This is a genomic window from Marinobacterium marinum, assembly GCF_013868415.1.
Lineage (GTDB): Bacteria > Pseudomonadota > Gammaproteobacteria > Pseudomonadales > Balneatricaceae > Marinobacterium > Marinobacterium marinum.
This window is the reverse complement of sequence record NZ_JACEMT010000035.1, coordinates 82,584-98,239: the sequence shown is the minus strand read 5'-3', so window position 1 is coordinate 98,239 and position 15,656 is coordinate 82,584. Positions and strand designations below refer to the sequence as shown.

Sequence of the window (15,656 nt, the reverse complement as noted above, 5' to 3'; positions counted from 1 at the left end):
CCCCTTGTGACATAATCGGTGGTGCGCACCCGAAGGACCGGGTGCCGGCAGTTATGCTGCTGATCATAAAGCGACAGAAGGAGCTGTCAACTTATGCTTTACAAAAAAATACACAACTGCTTAATAAGTGCACAGAAATGCGCACTCTGCGATGCCTCCGCCCCCGATGCACATGGTATCTGCTCCAGCTGCCACGCTGATCTGCCCTGGCTACTGAATCCTTGCCGCTGCTGCGCCCTGCCACTGCCACGCACCCTTGCGCCTGGCGGCCTCTGTGCACATTGTGTGCAAACGCCACCCGCATTCGAGCGCACCCTGGCAGCCTTTAATTACGACTTCCCGATCAGCCAGTTGCTGCCCAACATCAAATATCAACGTCAACCGGCACACCTTGGCTGGCTGGCGCGTGTGCTGGCCGCCTACCTGCAACAGCACTATGAGGATGACTGGCCCGATGCACTGATGGCCGTACCCATGCATCCGTTCAGCGAGCTGAAGCGCGGCTTCAATCAGGCCCAGCTACTGGCGGCCAGGCTATCACAGCAACTGCAGTTGCCATTGAATGACAGCCTGCGCAAAACCCGACGCACCCCGCACCAGGCCGAGCTGGGGCTGAACGCACGCAGAGGTAATCTGCACCATGCCTTCGCTGTCACCGAACAGCCGCCTCGCCATCTGGCACTTATCGACGACATCATGACGACTGGAACCACCGTCAATACTCTGGCCCAAGTGCTCAAGTCTGCCGGTGCCGAACGGGTCGATATCTGGGTTCTGGCCAGAACGCCGGAAATGCGCTGATTGGCGCGCATTGGCTCTCTCCAGGTACCCGCATATACTAGTGTCGCCCCGGGGACACGCATAGGCTCGACCTGCTCCTGGGGCTCTGTTAATTTCATGTCACACTTGTGGGGAGATATTCAGGGAATGACGCTGGAAATGTTGGGGCAGCTGTTCGGCGGTCTCGGGCTGTTTCTGCTCGGTATGCAGTTGCTCACCAACGGCCTCAAGCAGGCCGCCGGACGCTCGCTCAAGGCAACGCTAGAACACGCCACCGGCTCGCGCCTGAAGGGCGTGATTTCCGGTACGCTCATCACCGCGCTGGTACAGTCTTCCAGTGCTGTAACAGTAGCCACACTCGGCTTCGTTAACGCCGGCCTGCTCTCCCTGACCCAGTCCGTTTCCATTATCTACGGCAGTAATATCGGCACGACCATGGTCGGCTGGCTGGTCGCCCTGATCGGCTTCAAGTTCAAGATCAGCGCCTTTGCCCTGCCTCTGATCGGGGCAGGCATGGTGCTGCAAATCAGTGGCGGCAACAACAAGCGAGCCCATATCGGCTCGGCCCTTGCCGGGTTCGGTATTTTTTTCATTGGCCTGGACTTTCTGCGCGCCGGATTCGATGACCTGGGCAGTACCATTCCTCTGGCCGAGCTGGGCACCGGCCCGCTGGCGCTGGCACTGTTTGTCATGGCCGGCATCCTGCTGACCTTCCTGATGCAGGCTTCAGCTGCCGTCATTGCCATCGCCCTGTCACTGGTACACGCCGAAACCATCCACCTCACGGCCGCTGCGGCACTGGTCATTGGTGCCAATGTCGGGACCACAACGACCGCCCTGCTGGCTTCCATCGGCGCGACTCCCAACGCCAAGCGCATATCCGCCGCCCATGTACTGTTCAACCTTCTGACCGGCCTGGTCGGACTGGTACTGCTCATCTTGCTGGGCGGCCTGCTGGACCGCCTGGACCCGACAGCGTTCGACCTGGTCTTCCTGCTCGCCCTGTTCCATACCCTGTTCAATATTGCCGGGGTCATACTGATGTGGCCGCTGACCGACCGCATGGTACGCTTCCTGCAGAAACGCTTCCTCACACTGGAAGAAAGCGAGGCCAAACCCCGCTACCTGGATAACAATATCCTGATGACACCATCACTGGCCGTTGAAGCCATCAATATGGAGCTGGCTCGAGTCAGCCGTATCTGCAGCCGCATGTCGCGCGAGGCGATCAGCGCCGAACAGGGGGCCGGCAGCCGCCTGCAGCAACAATACGAAAGCCTGAACCAGCTCAGCAACCGCATTGTCGAATTCAACCAGGAGCTGGCACGCCAGAATCTGAGTGTGGAAATCAGTGAAACCCTGCCTGTTTCCCTGCGCGTAACCCGCTATTTCAACGAAATGGCCCGCCTGGCCGCACGGTTGCCCGAATACTATCCGGTATTCGAACAGCTGCAGGACTCCGGCATTCGATCCAGCGTTCATGATTTCCAGCAGGCGGTCATTCACCTGTTGGATGCCTGTGAAATCCGCGCCGACAGCGCTACGCAAGGCTATGAAACCCATCAGATGAAACGCGAGATGGAGCGTGAGTACCAACACCTCAAAAGCGGCCTGTTGAACCGCACCATCTCCAGCCAACTGACACCGGCCGAATCGGTGACATTGCTGGATGCACTCAGCCATGTTCATCGACTGGCCGAGCAGGCTGAAAAAGCATCCCGTTACTGGAGCAGCACCACACCGGTACAACAGAGGGCATCACTACTGGAGCATGAATGATAGGATATACCGGCGACAACGGACTATCGGAGCAACAGATGAGTCACTTCAGCCAGTTCCCGATGCAGGCCATCGGTTATATCCACAGCCCTTTCGACGAAAAATTCGGCATCCCGCGCCAGCCTGGCCTGGCCTCCGTGCGCGCCAGCATCGAGCTGGTGCCACCCTATGCCAATGCCGATGCAGTACGAGGTCTGGAACATTGCACTCATATCTGGCTGGTCTTTCTGTTCAGCGCAACCGCCGACAAGGGCTGGAGCCCGACTGTCCGGCCGCCACGACTGGGCGGCAATCAGCGCCTGGGAGTATTTGCAACACGCTCCCCCTTCCGTCCCAACCCTATCGGGCTGTCCTGCGTTCGCCTGACCGGCATTCATTGCAAGGGGGACAGCGTCCGCCTGGAAGTTGAAGGTGCCGACCTACTCAACGGCACCCCCGTGCTGGATATCAAACCCTACCTGCCCTATTCGGACAGCCTGCCGGACGCCGAATTCGCCCTGGCAACACATATCGAGCGGCTGCAGCTTCCGGTGATATTCAGTCCCGAAGCCGAACGGGCCTGCCACACTCTGGGCCAGCGCCTCAACCAGCCTCTGGTTCGGCAGATAACCGAAATTCTCTGCTGTGATCCACGCCCCGCTTACCAAAAGGGTGACAGCGAACGCATCTACGGCATCAGCCTGTACGGCCAAAACATTCGCTTTACCATCAGCGATGCTCAAATCGATGTACTCAGTATCGAACCCAATCCGGAGTCTTGACCCATGCGCATACGGAATTGCTTGTCCCCATCTATTGGCCTGCTCGGCCTGACAGCGCTTCTGCTCAGCGGCTGTGAACCGACGCCGCCTGAGACTCAAGCCGCACCGGACCAGGCACGTCCGGCCAGTCTGTACGAAATTCCCGCCCCCGGGGCCGGTCTGCAGCGCCGTTTCCCGGCCACGGTCAAGGCCTGGCGCAGCGCGACTCTGGCCTTCCGCGTACCGGGGACGCTGGAACAATTGCCGGCCCAGCCAGGACTGGTAGTGAGTACCGGCGATCTTCTGGCGCAATTGGACAGTACTGATTACCGCCGCATTCAGGCTGAACGAGAAGCACGCTTTGAACTGGCGCAAATTCGCTTCAACCAGCAGCAAAAACTGTTGTCACGCAATTACACGTCCGAGGTCAACCTGGACGAGGCACGTGCCGAACTCAAGGCTGCCCGAGCCGCACTGGAAATCGCTCGAGACAATCTCAGCTACACCCGGCTGCAGGCTCCCTTCAGCGGCACCGTGGCACTACTGCAAACGGAAAACTTCCAGCAGGTTCAGGCACAACAGCCGGTACTGCTGTTGCAGGATGAAAGCCAGCTGGATATCCGTTTCGGCGTTCCCGAATCCATCGTCAGCCGATTGCGCCCCGACCTTGAACCCAACGATTCCATTTGTGGCCAGGTGCGTTTCACCGCTCATCCGACACACGAATTTACGGCCTGCTATGTCGAACACGAATCCGTGTCCGACACCCGTACCCGAACCTATGAAGTGGTCTTTCGCATGCCGCAACCGGATGTATTCCCCACGCATACCGGCATGAGTGTGGAATTCACCGTCGATATGGCACCACTGCTGGTAGCTCATTCGGAAGAAGGCACGTCCGTCCCGGTTGGAGCGGTTTTCATGCGCGATCAGAAACACTGGGTCTGGCGCCTGGACGAAGAACAACGAGCCCGCCGCCTCAGTGTCACACCGCTGCAGATTCGAGGCAGCCAGATGCTGGTCAAGGGCGACCTGAAGACGGGCGATCATCTGGTCGCTGCCGGCGTCAGTCAGGTACGGGAAGGGATGAAACTGCATCCGATTATTCAGGAACGCGGACTCTAGGCGGAGACAGGGATGAACCTTACTGAATATGCAATTCGCCAGCGGGTCGTGAGCTGGATGTGTGTGCTGCTGCTACTGGTCGGTGGCACTCTTTCATTTTTCGGACTGGGTCAGCTGGAAGACCCTGAATACACCGTCAAGGAAGCATTGATTGCGGCCTCCTACCCCGGCGCCTCGGCACAGGAAGTGGAGGAAGAAGTCACCTTGCCGGTTGAGATGGCACTGCAGCAATTGTCTCAGGTCGATACGGTTCATTCCATCTCGTCCGCCGGGCTGGCCCAGATTCAGGTCACCATGAAAAGCACCTACCGCGAGCAGGAGCTGCGCCAGATCTGGGATGAAATGCGGCGCAAGCTGAATGATCTGCAACCACGCCTGCCTCCGGGTGTGGGCCCCCTGCAGATCAACGATGACTTTGGCGATGTCTATGGCATTTTCATGGCACTGACCGGAGAAGACTACGACTATCGCGCTCTGGCTGACTACGCCGACTTCCTGCGCCGTGATCTGGTGCTGGTCGATGGTATCAGCAAGGTCAGCATCGGTGGCCGTCGTCAGCAGCAGGTTATTGTCGAAGTCGATCGCAATCGCATGGCTGCCATGCAGGTTTCGCCCCAGATGATTCAGATGGCGATCAACTCACAGAGTCTGATCAGCAACGCCGGCAGCATCCGCCTTAACGGCGACCGCCTGCGCATTGCTCCCGAAGGGACCGCCACGTCGGCCGAACAGCTCCAAAACCTGTTGCTCGGCCAAACCGGCGGTCGCCTGGTTTATCTGGGCGATGTGGCTGATATTTATCTGGACTATGCTGAACCGCCTTCTCACCTGTATCGCTTCAATGGTCAGTCCGCTCTGACTCTGGGCATTTCGTTCACGCCCGGCATCAATGTAGTCGATGCGGGCCAGGCCGTTCAGGCCCGGCTGGATGATCTCGACTACCGCCGACCGGTCGGCATGACTCTGGATATCATCTACGACCAGCCGCGCCAGGTCGCCACCTCGGTCAGCGATTTCCTGATCAGCCTGGCGCAGGCCGTCAGTATTGTGGTCGTGGTCCTTCTGCTGACCATGGGTGCGCGCTCGGGCCTGCTGATGAGCCTGGTATTGCTGCTCACCATTCTGGGCACTTTCATCGTCATGAATGTCGTCTCCATCAGCCTGCACCGCGTATCGCTGGGGGCGCTGATTATTGCCCTTGGCATGCTGGTCGACAACGCCATCGTCATTACCGAAGGCATATTGATCAACCTGCAGCGTGGCTGTTCACGACTGGAAGCCGCAGTGCGCATTGTCGGCCACACCCGCTGGCCACTGCTCGGTGCAACACTGATCTCGATCACGGCCTTTGCGCCTATCGGCCTGTCTCCGGATGCTACCGGTGAGTTCACCGGCAGCCTGTTCTGGGTCCTGTTCATTTCACTGCTGCTCAGCTGGATACTGGCGATTACCCTGACGCCTTTTCTGGCTTCCATTCTGTTTCGAGAACAGCCGGCCGGCTCCGCCACCAGCGAACCCTATCAGAGCCTCTTCTATCGCCTGTTTCAGCAACTGCTGCATCTGGCCCTGCGCTGGCGCTGGCTTACTCTGCTGCTGGCAGCGAGTCTGCTGATAGGGTCTCTGGCCAGCTTCAAGCATGTCCGCCAGGGCTTTTTCCCCGAGGCTACCCTGCCGCTGGTACAGGTCGACTACTGGCTACCGCAGGGCAGCGACATTCGTACAACCGAAGCTGATATTGCCGAAATCGAGCAGGCTCTGCTCGACATGAAAGGTGTCCACAGAGTCACCAGCACCATCGGCCGCGGGGCCGAACGCTTCATGCTGACCTACGCCCCTGAGCGCCAATATGCCAGCTATGCCCAACTCTTGGTCGAGACTGCCACGCTGGATGAGATGGAACGGCTGCTGCCGACATTGAAACAATATCTGAGCAGCCACTATCCTCAGGCGCAGAGCAAGCTGACCCGCATCTCGATCGGTCCCAGTACCAAGTCCAAGATTGAAGCCCGGATCAGCGGGCCTGATGCGGATGTCCTGCGTAAACTCGGCCAGCAGATGATCACCGAAGTCTTTGATCCGACAGCAGGCGCGATCAATATACGCCATGACTGGCGTGAACGTACGCCGGTTATCGTGCCCCATTTCGATGAAGCGGAAGGACGCCGCCTGGGAATCACTCAGGCTGATCTGTCCCGTGCCATCGCCCGCAACGTGGAAGGGGAATACAGCGGCCTGATCAGGGACGGCAGCCAACTGTTGCCGGTCATTCTGCGGCCACCGGAAGAGCAGCGCCAACGCCTGGAACAGCTGGAATCCCTGCCCATTTTCAGCCAAACCCTGCAGCAGTGGATTGATGCCGGACAGGTTATGCAGGATACCACCCTGGACTGGGAAGACCCGCTGATCATGCGCCGCGACCGCAAGCGGACATTGACAGTACTGGCCGACCCCGACCCTGCCGGAGACCTGACGGCGGCCGCACTCTTTGCCGATATCCGTCCACGCGCCGAGCAGATGCCTCTGCCGCCCGGTTACAGTCTCAGCTGGGGTGGCGAGTATGAAGCCCAGGATGACGCCAACAAGGCCCTGTTCGCCTTTGTCCCCCTGGGACTGCTGGTCATGGTCGTGATCACCGTGCTGCTGTTCGGCTCGCTGCGTCAGACGCTGGTTGTCTGGCTGACCGTGCCCATGGCCATTATCGGGGTCACTATCGGCCTGCTCAGTACACAGACTCCCTTCGCCTTCACGGCCCTGCTGGGGATTCTCAGCCTGAGCGGCATGCTGATCAAAAACAGCATCGTACTGGTAGAAGAGATCAAGCGTCTGTATGACGAAGAGGACTACAACTGGCATGACGCCATTTTGTATGCCACTGTCAGCCGTCTGCGCCCCGTATCCATGGCAGCCCTGACCACCATTCTGGGCATGCTGCCGCTGCTGCCGGACGCCTTTTTCCGACCGCTGGCTGTCACCATCATGTTCGGCTTGGGCTTCGCCACCCTGCTGACACTGGTAGTGGTACCTGTCCTTTATGCCTTGATCTACCGGGTCAAATACTAGTTGTCAGTAGAGCGGTTCCGGCAGCATAATATATAAGATAGTTCTAATTTAAGGATTGCAACATGTCGGACCGCATCCCTGACACAGCCGGAGCCACCACCTGGCTCCCCTATTTTCCCGTGGCCTTTTTCGCCAGCACCATGGGCCTGACCGGGCTGACCCTGAGCTGGCAAAAGGCCGTACACAGCCTGGGCCTTGAACCGCTGTTCAGTCGTGTTTTACTGATTTTTACAGCCTGCGTTCTACTCAGTCTGACCTGCGTCTATCTCATCAAAACCCTGCGCTACCGCGAACAGGTTCTGGCCGAATTCAATCACCCCATCCAGATCAGCTTCTTCCCGGCCTTCTCCATTAGCCTGTTGCTGCTGTCCGTTGCGACACTGGAAATATCCCTGCCCCTTTCACACTACCTCTGGATCTGCGGCGCCGGTCTGCACCTGCTGTTGACGCTGAATGTCATGACACAGTGGATTCATCACTCCCGGTTCAAGATTCAGCACAGCACGCCCGCCTGGTTCATCCCCGTCGTGGGCAACATCATCGCGCCGATTGCCGGGGTTCAACACGGCTATATCGAAGCCAGCTGGTTTTTCTTTGCCATCGGAGTGGTCTATTGGCTGGTACTCAAGACGCTGATTTTCAACCGCATCCTGTTTCACGACCCGCTGCCGGAAAAGCTGCTGCCCACCCTGTTTATCATGATTGCGCCGCCTGCCATCGGGTTTATTTCCTACCTGCAGCTCAATAACGGCATCGTCGACAATTTTGCCCGCATCCTGTATTACATTGCACTGTTCATCACCCTGCTGCTGTTCTCTCAGCTGCCGCGCTTTTCGCGCATTCAGTTTTACCTGTCTTGGTGGGCCTACAGTTTTCCCCTTGCCGCCTTTTCCATTGCAACCCAAAGCATGTGGCTCAACACACGCAATGATTTTTTCCTGCTGCTGAGCTGGATCTCCCTGATTGTTGTCACCTTTGTGGTTATGCTGCTATTAATCAAGACAGCCCGTGCCCTCATCAGCCGCCAGCTGTTTAAACCTGACTAATCGCCCGCCCCCTCTGGAGCAACCCATGCCCAAAGAAAGCCCCAGACTTCGACAAGCCGGTTACATTCTGTTGCTGGCCGGGCTTTTTCTGGGGGTGGCATTGTTTCTGAACAACACGTACCAGGACAGGGAACAGCAGTACCTGCATCACCGATTGACCCTGCTCGACACCATGTACCATGCCAGCCTGGACCGCTATGCACTGGCTATGGAAACCTTTCATAACGGATTACAGCGACGTCCCGACGTTTTCTCGCTGCTGCAGGCGGGCTTTCATGCCAAGGGCCTGGAACAGCAGATTCTGCATGAGACCCTCTACCAGACTCTGCTACCCGACTACCGTGACCTCCAGGCTCAGGGCATTCAGCAATGGCAATACCTGCAGGCGGACGGGACCAGTTACCTGCGCTTCCATGCTCCCAGTATTTATGGCGACAACCTGCTTCAGGTACGGCCGTCCCTGCAACACATGCAAACGACACCAGCGCCCCAATATGGCTTTGAGGTCGGCCGCCTGTTTATCGGTTTCCGTTTTATCCATCCGCTGTTCAGCCAAAACGAGCTGATTGGCAGTATGGAAACAGCCGTATCCTTTCGACAAATCAGCCAGACACTCACCGAATTGGGGAGCGACCAGGCCTTTCTGTTCCTGCTGAACCGCAAAACCGTAGACGATATCAGCTTCAGCGACCTGCGCCGTCAGTTGCGCCCGGCACCGATCAGCGACGACTTCCTGCTGGACGAACTCAACCAGATTCAAGCGGCCCCCGACCTGCCGGTCGATACCCTGCTGACCGAACTCACCCGCCACGAACTTGCTCCTCGACTGGCATCAGGAGCCCCCTTTTCGGTGGCTATCTATTATCAAGGCCAGGGCTACAGCACTTCGTTCATCCCGGTTTACAGTTTCGACAATGCTCTGGGAGGGTATATTCTGGCGCTGTACCCCGAGCCTCTGCTAACCAGCATTCAATGGGCATTTTACAGCTCTCTCGGCATCAGCCTGCTGGCCATCTTACTGCTGGGACGTCTGCTACTGAGTCTGCACCAACAGCGTCAGCAAGTGCTGCAGCAGAAACAACGCCTGGACGCTATCGGCCAGGCCGTCGGTGAAGGCATCTATGTCCTCGACCTGGAAGGCCGTACGCTGTACGTCAACCCTGCTGCCAGCCGCATGACCGGCTTCAATGCCGAGAAGCTCTATCAGGGCAACTTCCATCAGTTGGTCCACTCGCACGGCGGCAATGCCGCCCTTCCTTTTTCCCAATGCCCGATCTTTGCCACTGCCCTGAACGGAGACAGCTATGAGGGAGACGAACTGTTCAACACCCGTACCGGTGAGCTGCTCCCGGTTGTAGTGACCAGTTTGCCGATGATTGAGCAGGGTGCCATTACCGGGGTCGTGACCGTTTTCCGGGATATTTCCGAGCGCAAGGAGAACGAACACAAGCTGGAATTGCTGGCCACGACCGACCCGTTGACAGGGCTGTGTAACCGCCGCGCCTTTATCGAACGCCTGCACAAGGAACAGCGCCTGAACCGACGTTTACATCACGAAAGTGCCCTGCTGATGATCGATTTCGACCACTTTAAACGAATCAACGATGAGTACGGCCACCACACCGGGGATGAAGTCCTCAAACATTTTGCCCGCCTGGCCCCCGAGGGCCTGCGCGAAACCGATCTGCTGGGACGTTTGGGTGGAGAGGAATTTGCCCTGCTCCTGCCCGGCACCGACCTGCGGGGGGCTCTTCATCTGGCCGAACGCATCCGTCAGCGCCTGGAACAACATCCCACCCAAACTGAAAACGGTCTCGTCCCCATGACCCTGTCGATCGGCGTCACGCTGCTGCACGAAGATGACACCGACACATCAACCGCGCTGAGCCGAGCCGACCAAGCCCTGTACCAGGCCAAGCACCGAGGCCGCAACTGCGTGGAGAGCGCCTGATACGACTTGCGTCCATCCGCAAAGACCGCTCTAATGAGGCCCCTCACCTATACCATGAGGAGTCTATAGCATGATGAAGGGCCCCAACGCCGAGCAACTGGCCTTTGATTCCCGGCATATCTGGCACCCTTACTCTTCAATGATCAACCCGCCGAGCATGTTCCCGGTCGAGTCCGCCTCCGGTGTACGCATCAAGCTGAGCGATGGTCGCGAACTGATCGATGGCATGGCATCCTGGTGGTCAGCCGTACACGGTTACAACCACCCACGCCTGAATACGGCAGCCAAGGAACAGATTGATCGCATGGCCCATGTGATGTTTGGCGGCCTGACTCATACTCCCGCCATCGAACTGTCGCGCAAACTGGTCGCGATGACGCCGGCACCATTACAACGGGTCTTTATTGCCGACTCCGGTTCCGTATCCGTCGAAGTCGCACTGAAAATGGCGATTCAGTACTGGCAGGCGCGCGGCAAGCCCGGCAAGCAACGCATGCTTAGCATCCGCAACGGCTACCATGGTGACACGCTGGGAGCCATGTCAGTCTGTGATCCGGTCAACGGTATGCACGAGCTGTTCAGCGGCGTCCTGAGCCAACAGCTCTTTGCGCCGCGCCCGGAAACCCCCTTCGACGGCGTGTTTGATGACCGGGACATTGCCGAGCTGGAGCGTCTTTTAAGCACCCACCGGCACGAACTGGCAGCCCTGATTCTGGAACCGGTTGTACAGGGAGCCGGCGGCATGCGCTTCTACTCACCGGAATGGCTGCGCCGGGCCCGAGCACTCTGCGATCAGTACGAGGTTCTGTTGATCGCCGACGAGGTAGCAACCGGCTTCGGTCGCAGCGGCGAGCTGTTCGCCTGCCAGCACGCCGGGATCAGCCCGGATATCCTCTGCGTCGGCAAGGCATTGACCGGTGGTTACATGACACTGGCCGCCACTCTGGCCACAGCCGATATCGCCGATACCATCTCTTCCGGCGGTGCCGGCTGCTTTATGCACGGCCCTACCTTCATGGCCAACCCACTGGCCTGCGCCGTGGCGCTGGAAAGCCTGACACTGCTGGAAGAGATGGACTGGCGCAGCCAGGTGATACGCCTGGAAGCGGGTCTGAAACAGGGGCTGGAACCGGCACGATCACTGCCATCGGTGGCCGATGTTCGTGTGCTCGGCGCCATCGGCGTCATTGAGCGCCATCAGCCCGTTGATCTGGCTGAAGTACAACCCCTGTTTGTCGAACGCGGGGTCTGGGTGCGTCCCTTCGGCAAGCTGATCTACGTCATGCCGTCCTACGTCATGAGCGATGAGGACCTGGCGACACTGACCGGCGCCATGGTTGATGTTATCAAGGCCCTGGACTGAAACCGGATACAAGTCCCCCTGAAGGAGCTGTACAATGGCACGCATAAAACTGGAAATGCCGGACAACTACCTGTTCAGCACCGAGCTGGCGGTTCGCATCGGCGATATCAACTACGGCGGCCACCTGGGCAACGATGCCGTACTGTCCATGGTGCACGAAGCGCGACTGCGCTTTCTGAAACACTACCACTACACCGAAATGGATGTGGAAGGTGCCAGCATCATCATGACCGATTCGGCCATCGTGTATAAGGCGGAAGGTTTTTACGGTGATCGCGTGCAGGTCGATGTAACCGTCACCGACTTCAACAAGTATGGCTGTGACCTCTACTACCTGCTGAGCAACAAGGAAACCGCCGTGGAGATCGCCCATGCCAAAACCGGCATCGTGTTCTTTGATTATCAGGAACGCAAGGTTCTGACCGTACCCGAGCCCTTCCGCAACAAGGTGCTCAGAGAACCCTGAGCATCATTCCGGTTTATTCATCCGGCCCATAGTCGTATGCACCATGGGCCAGATTTTCGAAACGGGTATACTTGCCGATGAAGGCCAGCCGCACCGAACCGATAGGGCCGTTACGCTGTTTGCCGATGATGATTTCGGCCACCCCCTTGTCCGGACTGTCCTCGTTATACACCTCGTCACGATAGATAAACATGATCACGTCGGCGTCCTGCTCAATGGCGCCCGATTCACGCAAGTCAGAGTTGACCGGCCGCTTGTTGGGGCGCTGCTCAAGGCTTCGGTTCAACTGCGAAAGCGCCACCACCGGACAGTTCATCTCCTTGGCCAGCGCTTTCAGTGAGCGCGAGATTTCGGAAATTTCCTGGGTACGCCCCTCGCTTTTGCCGGTTTTCAATGTCATCAACTGCAGGTAGTCGACCATGATCATGCCCAGATCACCATGCTCACGAACAATACGGCGAGCTCGGGTGCGCATCTCATTGGGACTGATGCCCGGCTGATCATCAATGAACAGCGGCTTGTTCTTGAGCATGTTGACCGCCGTGGTCAATTTGGGCCAGTCATCCTCTTCCAGCTGACCGTTACGCACCTTGGTCTGGTTGATCCGTCCCAGTGACGACAGCATACGCGTGACCAGCTGGTCGGCAGGCATTTCCAGCGAGAACACCAGCACCGGTCGCTCAGTTGCCATCAGGGCATTTTCCACCAGGTTCATGGCAAAGGTCGTCTTACCCATGGAAGGACGCGCCGCCACAATCACCAGGTCCGCTTTCTGCAGGCCTCCGGTGCGATCATCCAGGTCATCAAAACCGGTGGTCACGCCGGTCAAGGCATCGGCGTTATTGAACAGCTCATCGATACGATCCACGGCACGCTTGAGCAACGGGTTAACCGGCTCGGGACCGCCCTGATTGGGCCGATTCTCAGCGATCTGAAAGATCTTCTGTTCGGCTTCATTAAGAATTTCATCCGATGCACGACCACCCGGATGAAAAGCGCTGTCGGCAATCTCATTGGCCACGCCAATCATTTGGCGCAGCAAGGAGCGGTCACGCACGATTTCCGAGTACGCCCGAATATTAGACGTACTGGGCGTGTTGCGCGCCAGTGATACCAGATATTCCAGCCCGCCCGCCTGCTCCAGTTCTGCGGTACGATCCAGCTCTTCCGACAGCGTCACTACGTCTATCGGCCGCGCATCATCGATCAGCTTCTGCATGGTGCGGAAGATCATACGATGCGTGGGACGATAAAACTGATCCTCCAACAACACTTCGGACACGGTATCCCAGGCGTTGTTATCCAGCATCAACCCGCCCAGCACCGACTGCTCGGCCTCGATCGAGTGCGGCGGCTGCTTGATCGCATCCAGGGCATCATCATTCAAGTCGACCATATCCATCGCGGGACTACCTCATTGGCGGGTGGTGGAAAGGTGCTGCGTCATGCGGCCAGGCGGTCTGTACCGCCATACGCCGTATACAAAAAAGCACCGCGCAGTATATACCACGCGGTGCTTTTTCTTAACCGGTTGCAGGCGGAGATTATTCGCCAGCGATGACCAGTTTGATAGTAGCGGTAACTTCCGGGTGAACCTGGATGTCAACGTCGAACTCACCGATGTGGCGGATAGCGCCTTCCGGCAGACGAACTTCGCTCTTGTCAACTTCAATACCGGCAGAAGTCAGCGCTTCAGCGATATCGCGAGTACCGATAGAACCGAACAGTTTGCCTTCATCACCCGCTTTGGTGACCAGAGACAGTTCCAGTTCGTTCAGCTGCTCGGCACGCGCTTCAGCGTTAGCCAGCTTCTCAGCAGCAGCTTTTTCCAGCTCAGCACGACGCTCTTCGAACTGTGCAACATTGATAGCGGTTGCCGGTACGGCTTTACCCTGAGGGATCAGGTAGTTACGACCAAAGCCTGACTTAACAGATACTTTGTCGCCCAGCTGACCCAGCTTACCGATATTTTCGAGCAGAATAACTTCCATCTCGTAAAACCTCTTGTTCTGCAAAGGCTGCAGTTTGAATCCTGGCTGTGCATATCCACAGGATATTCACAGCGTTAATCTTGTAGGGCCAGGCACTCTCGATGCCCGGCCTCCGGCTGCATCAGCCGACGCTTAAACGTCGTGGCTGTCGGTGTACGGCAGCAGAGCCAGGTAGCGAGCGCGCTTGATAGCGGTCGCCAGCTGACGCTGGTAACGTGCCTTGGTACCGGTGATACGGCTCGGAACGATTTTGCCGGTTTCAGTAACGTAGCCTTTCAGGGTTTCCAGATCCTTGTAATCGATCTGTTTTACACCTTCAGCGGTGAAACGGCAGAACTTGCGACGACGGAAAAAACGTGCCATCTGAACTTCTCCAAAAATAAGTTAGTGATTACTCTGCAGCTGCTTCAGTATTTTCTTCAGCAGGTTTTTCCTGCTTCTGCTCTGAACGCTCTTCGCGACGCGGCTTGCGCTCTTCGCGTGCTTCGGCTGCCTTGATCGGAGAATCTTCAGTGACCGCTTCGTTGCAACGGATCACCATGTTACGCAGAACAGCATCGTTGTAGCGGAACATGCTGGACAGTTCGTCCATCACTTCCTGAGTCGCTTCAACGTTCATCAGCACGTAGTGTGCCTTGTGCGCGTTGTTGATCGGGTAAGCAAGCTGACGACGGCCCCAATCTTCCAGGCGGTGGATAGTACCCTCAGCACCTTCGATCAGCGCCTTGTAGCGCTCGATCATTGCCGGAACCTGTTCGCTCTGGTTCGGGTGAACCAGGAATACGATTTCGTAATGACGCATTTTTGCTCCTTACGGTTTCACAGCCCCCAAATCACCCGCCGAATGCCGGTGATTGAAAGCAAGGAGTTGAATAAATAAAAAGGACGCAAAATTATAATTGTGCGCCCCTTCAAATACAAGTCGCGGCCGTCGTTTTTTATTCGACTTCCACAATTTCGAAACTGTGACTGATTTTCACACCGCCACGCTCAAGCATCAGCGATGCCGAACAGTACTGCTCCGCCGACAGACGTACCGCCCGAGCGACGGCCGCTTCACGCAGACCACGACCGCTGACGACAAACTTGACGTGAATATCGGTAAATACCGACGGCACATCCGTCGAGCGTTCGGCCTGTATTTCGGCCACACAGCTGACCACGTCCTGGCGTGCCTTGCGCAGGATGCCAACCACATCAACACTGGTACACCCCCCCAGGCCGGCCAGCATCAGTTCCATCGGACGCGGGCCCTGTTCGAGGTCCTTATCGATAACAATGTCAAAGCCGGAACCGGTCGTCGCCTTGAAGCGATCATCACCATCCCAGTTGACGCTGACACTCATACTCATTCG

14 protein-coding genes are annotated in these 15,656 nt (G+C 57.5%); 9 read left to right on the top strand and 5 right to left on the bottom strand.

What is annotated here, in order from left to right:
- Window positions 1-93 precede the first annotated feature (93 nt).
- From H1S06_RS03615 to H1S06_RS03575, 9 genes are all read left to right on the top strand, one after another.
- The gene (locus tag H1S06_RS03615; RefSeq protein WP_220183747.1) at window positions 94-801 is read left to right on the top strand and encodes a ComF family protein; all 708 of its coding nucleotides are present in this window, start codon (window positions 94-96) and stop codon (window positions 799-801) included.
- Between the two features lie 96 nt (window positions 802-897).
- On the top strand, window positions 898-2,559 hold the full coding sequence (locus H1S06_RS03610) for a Na/Pi cotransporter family protein (RefSeq protein WP_255482889.1): 1,662 nt from the start codon (window positions 898-900) through the stop codon (window positions 2,557-2,559).
- Entirely contained in the window at window positions 2,556-3,320 is a 765-nt protein-coding gene (tsaA, locus tag H1S06_RS03605) for a tRNA (N6-threonylcarbamoyladenosine(37)-N6)-methyltransferase TrmO (protein WP_328515308.1), read from the top strand. The genes H1S06_RS03610 and tsaA overlap by 4 nt, the downstream gene beginning before the upstream one ends.
- A gap of 21 nt (window positions 3,321-3,341) precedes the next feature.
- Entirely contained in the window at window positions 3,342-4,424 is a 1,083-nt protein-coding gene (locus H1S06_RS03600; RefSeq protein ID WP_181737330.1) for an efflux RND transporter periplasmic adaptor subunit, read from the top strand.
- Window positions 4,425-4,436: 12 nt separating this feature from the next.
- Window positions 4,437-7,484 (top strand): efflux RND transporter permease subunit, encoded by a 3,048-nt coding sequence (locus H1S06_RS03595; protein WP_181737328.1) that lies wholly within the window; start codon window positions 4,437-4,439, stop codon window positions 7,482-7,484.
- A 62-nt stretch (window positions 7,485-7,546) separates the two neighbouring features.
- On the top strand, window positions 7,547-8,530 hold the full coding sequence (locus H1S06_RS03590) for an SLAC1 anion channel family protein (RefSeq protein ID WP_181737325.1): 984 nt from the start codon (window positions 7,547-7,549) through the stop codon (window positions 8,528-8,530).
- A 25-nt stretch (window positions 8,531-8,555) separates the two neighbouring features.
- Window positions 8,556-10,481 carry a sensor domain-containing diguanylate cyclase gene (locus H1S06_RS03585; protein WP_181737323.1) on the top strand — a complete coding sequence of 642 codons (1,926 nt, stop codon included), beginning with the start codon at window positions 8,556-8,558 and terminating at the stop codon, window positions 10,479-10,481.
- Window positions 10,482-10,554: 73 nt separating this feature from the next.
- Window positions 10,555-11,844: an adenosylmethionine--8-amino-7-oxononanoate transaminase gene (bioA, locus tag H1S06_RS03580; protein WP_181737375.1), complete on the top strand. Its 1,290-nt coding sequence runs from the start codon at window positions 10,555-10,557 to the stop codon at window positions 11,842-11,844.
- 34 nt (window positions 11,845-11,878) lie between these two features.
- Entirely contained in the window at window positions 11,879-12,310 is a 432-nt protein-coding gene (locus H1S06_RS03575; protein WP_181737321.1) for an acyl-CoA thioesterase, read from the top strand.
- Between the two features lie 13 nt (window positions 12,311-12,323).
- Here the strand turns inward: H1S06_RS03575 and dnaB are convergent, their stop codons facing one another.
- The 5 genes from dnaB to H1S06_RS03550 form a co-directional block, all read right to left on the bottom strand.
- A complete protein-coding gene (dnaB, locus tag H1S06_RS03570) occupies window positions 12,324-13,712 on the bottom strand; it encodes a replicative DNA helicase (RefSeq protein ID WP_181737319.1) in 1,389 nt (462 codons plus the stop codon).
- Window positions 13,713-13,854: 142 nt separating this feature from the next.
- The gene (gene rplI / locus H1S06_RS03565; RefSeq protein ID WP_181737317.1) at window positions 13,855-14,301 is read right to left on the bottom strand and encodes a 50S ribosomal protein L9; all 447 of its coding nucleotides are present in this window, start codon (window positions 14,299-14,301) and stop codon (window positions 13,855-13,857) included.
- 132 nt (window positions 14,302-14,433) lie between these two features.
- The gene (rpsR, locus tag H1S06_RS03560; protein ID WP_181737315.1) at window positions 14,434-14,664 is read right to left on the bottom strand and encodes a 30S ribosomal protein S18; all 231 of its coding nucleotides are present in this window, start codon (window positions 14,662-14,664) and stop codon (window positions 14,434-14,436) included.
- A 28-nt stretch (window positions 14,665-14,692) separates the two neighbouring features.
- Window positions 14,693-15,103 carry a 30S ribosomal protein S6 gene (gene rpsF / locus H1S06_RS03555; protein WP_181737313.1) on the bottom strand — a complete coding sequence of 137 codons (411 nt, stop codon included), beginning with the start codon at window positions 15,101-15,103 and terminating at the stop codon, window positions 14,693-14,695.
- A gap of 136 nt (window positions 15,104-15,239) precedes the next feature.
- Complete coding sequence (locus tag H1S06_RS03550) at window positions 15,240-15,647, bottom strand: OsmC family protein (RefSeq protein WP_181737373.1); 408 nt, start codon at window positions 15,645-15,647, stop codon at window positions 15,240-15,242.
- Between the last annotated feature and the right edge of the window lie 9 nt (window positions 15,648-15,656).

What these genes read in the sequence shown, in the direction of transcription:
- H1S06_RS03615 (WP_220183747.1), top strand. Translation starts at nt 94, where the DNA reads ATGCTTTACAAAAAAATACACAACTGCTTAATAAGTGCACAGAAATGC.
- H1S06_RS03610 (WP_255482889.1), top strand. Translation starts at nt 898, where the DNA reads ATGTCACACTTGTGGGGAGATATTCAGGGAATGACGCTGGAAATGTTG.
- tsaA (WP_328515308.1), top strand. Translation starts at nt 2,556, where the DNA reads ATGATAGGATATACCGGCGACAACGGACTATCGGAGCAACAGATGAGT.
- H1S06_RS03595 (WP_181737328.1), top strand. Translation starts at nt 4,437, where the DNA reads ATGAACCTTACTGAATATGCAATTCGCCAGCGGGTCGTGAGCTGGATG.
- H1S06_RS03590 (WP_181737325.1), top strand. Translation starts at nt 7,547, where the DNA reads ATGTCGGACCGCATCCCTGACACAGCCGGAGCCACCACCTGGCTCCCC.
- H1S06_RS03585 (WP_181737323.1), top strand. Translation starts at nt 8,556, where the DNA reads ATGCCCAAAGAAAGCCCCAGACTTCGACAAGCCGGTTACATTCTGTTG.
- bioA (WP_181737375.1), top strand. Translation starts at nt 10,555, where the DNA reads ATGAAGGGCCCCAACGCCGAGCAACTGGCCTTTGATTCCCGGCATATC.
- H1S06_RS03575 (WP_181737321.1), top strand. Translation starts at nt 11,879, where the DNA reads ATGGCACGCATAAAACTGGAAATGCCGGACAACTACCTGTTCAGCACC.
- dnaB (WP_181737319.1), bottom strand. Translation starts at nt 13,712, where the DNA reads ATGGATATGGTCGACTTGAATGATGATGCCCTGGATGCGATCAAGCAG.
- rplI (WP_181737317.1), bottom strand. Translation starts at nt 14,301, where the DNA reads ATGGAAGTTATTCTGCTCGAAAATATCGGTAAGCTGGGTCAGCTGGGC.
- rpsR (WP_181737315.1), bottom strand. Translation starts at nt 14,664, where the DNA reads ATGGCACGTTTTTTCCGTCGTCGCAAGTTCTGCCGTTTCACCGCTGAA.
- rpsF (WP_181737313.1), bottom strand. Translation starts at nt 15,103, where the DNA reads ATGCGTCATTACGAAATCGTATTCCTGGTTCACCCGAACCAGAGCGAA.
- H1S06_RS03550 (WP_181737373.1), bottom strand. Translation starts at nt 15,647, where the DNA reads ATGAGTGTCAGCGTCAACTGGGATGGTGATGATCGCTTCAAGGCGACG.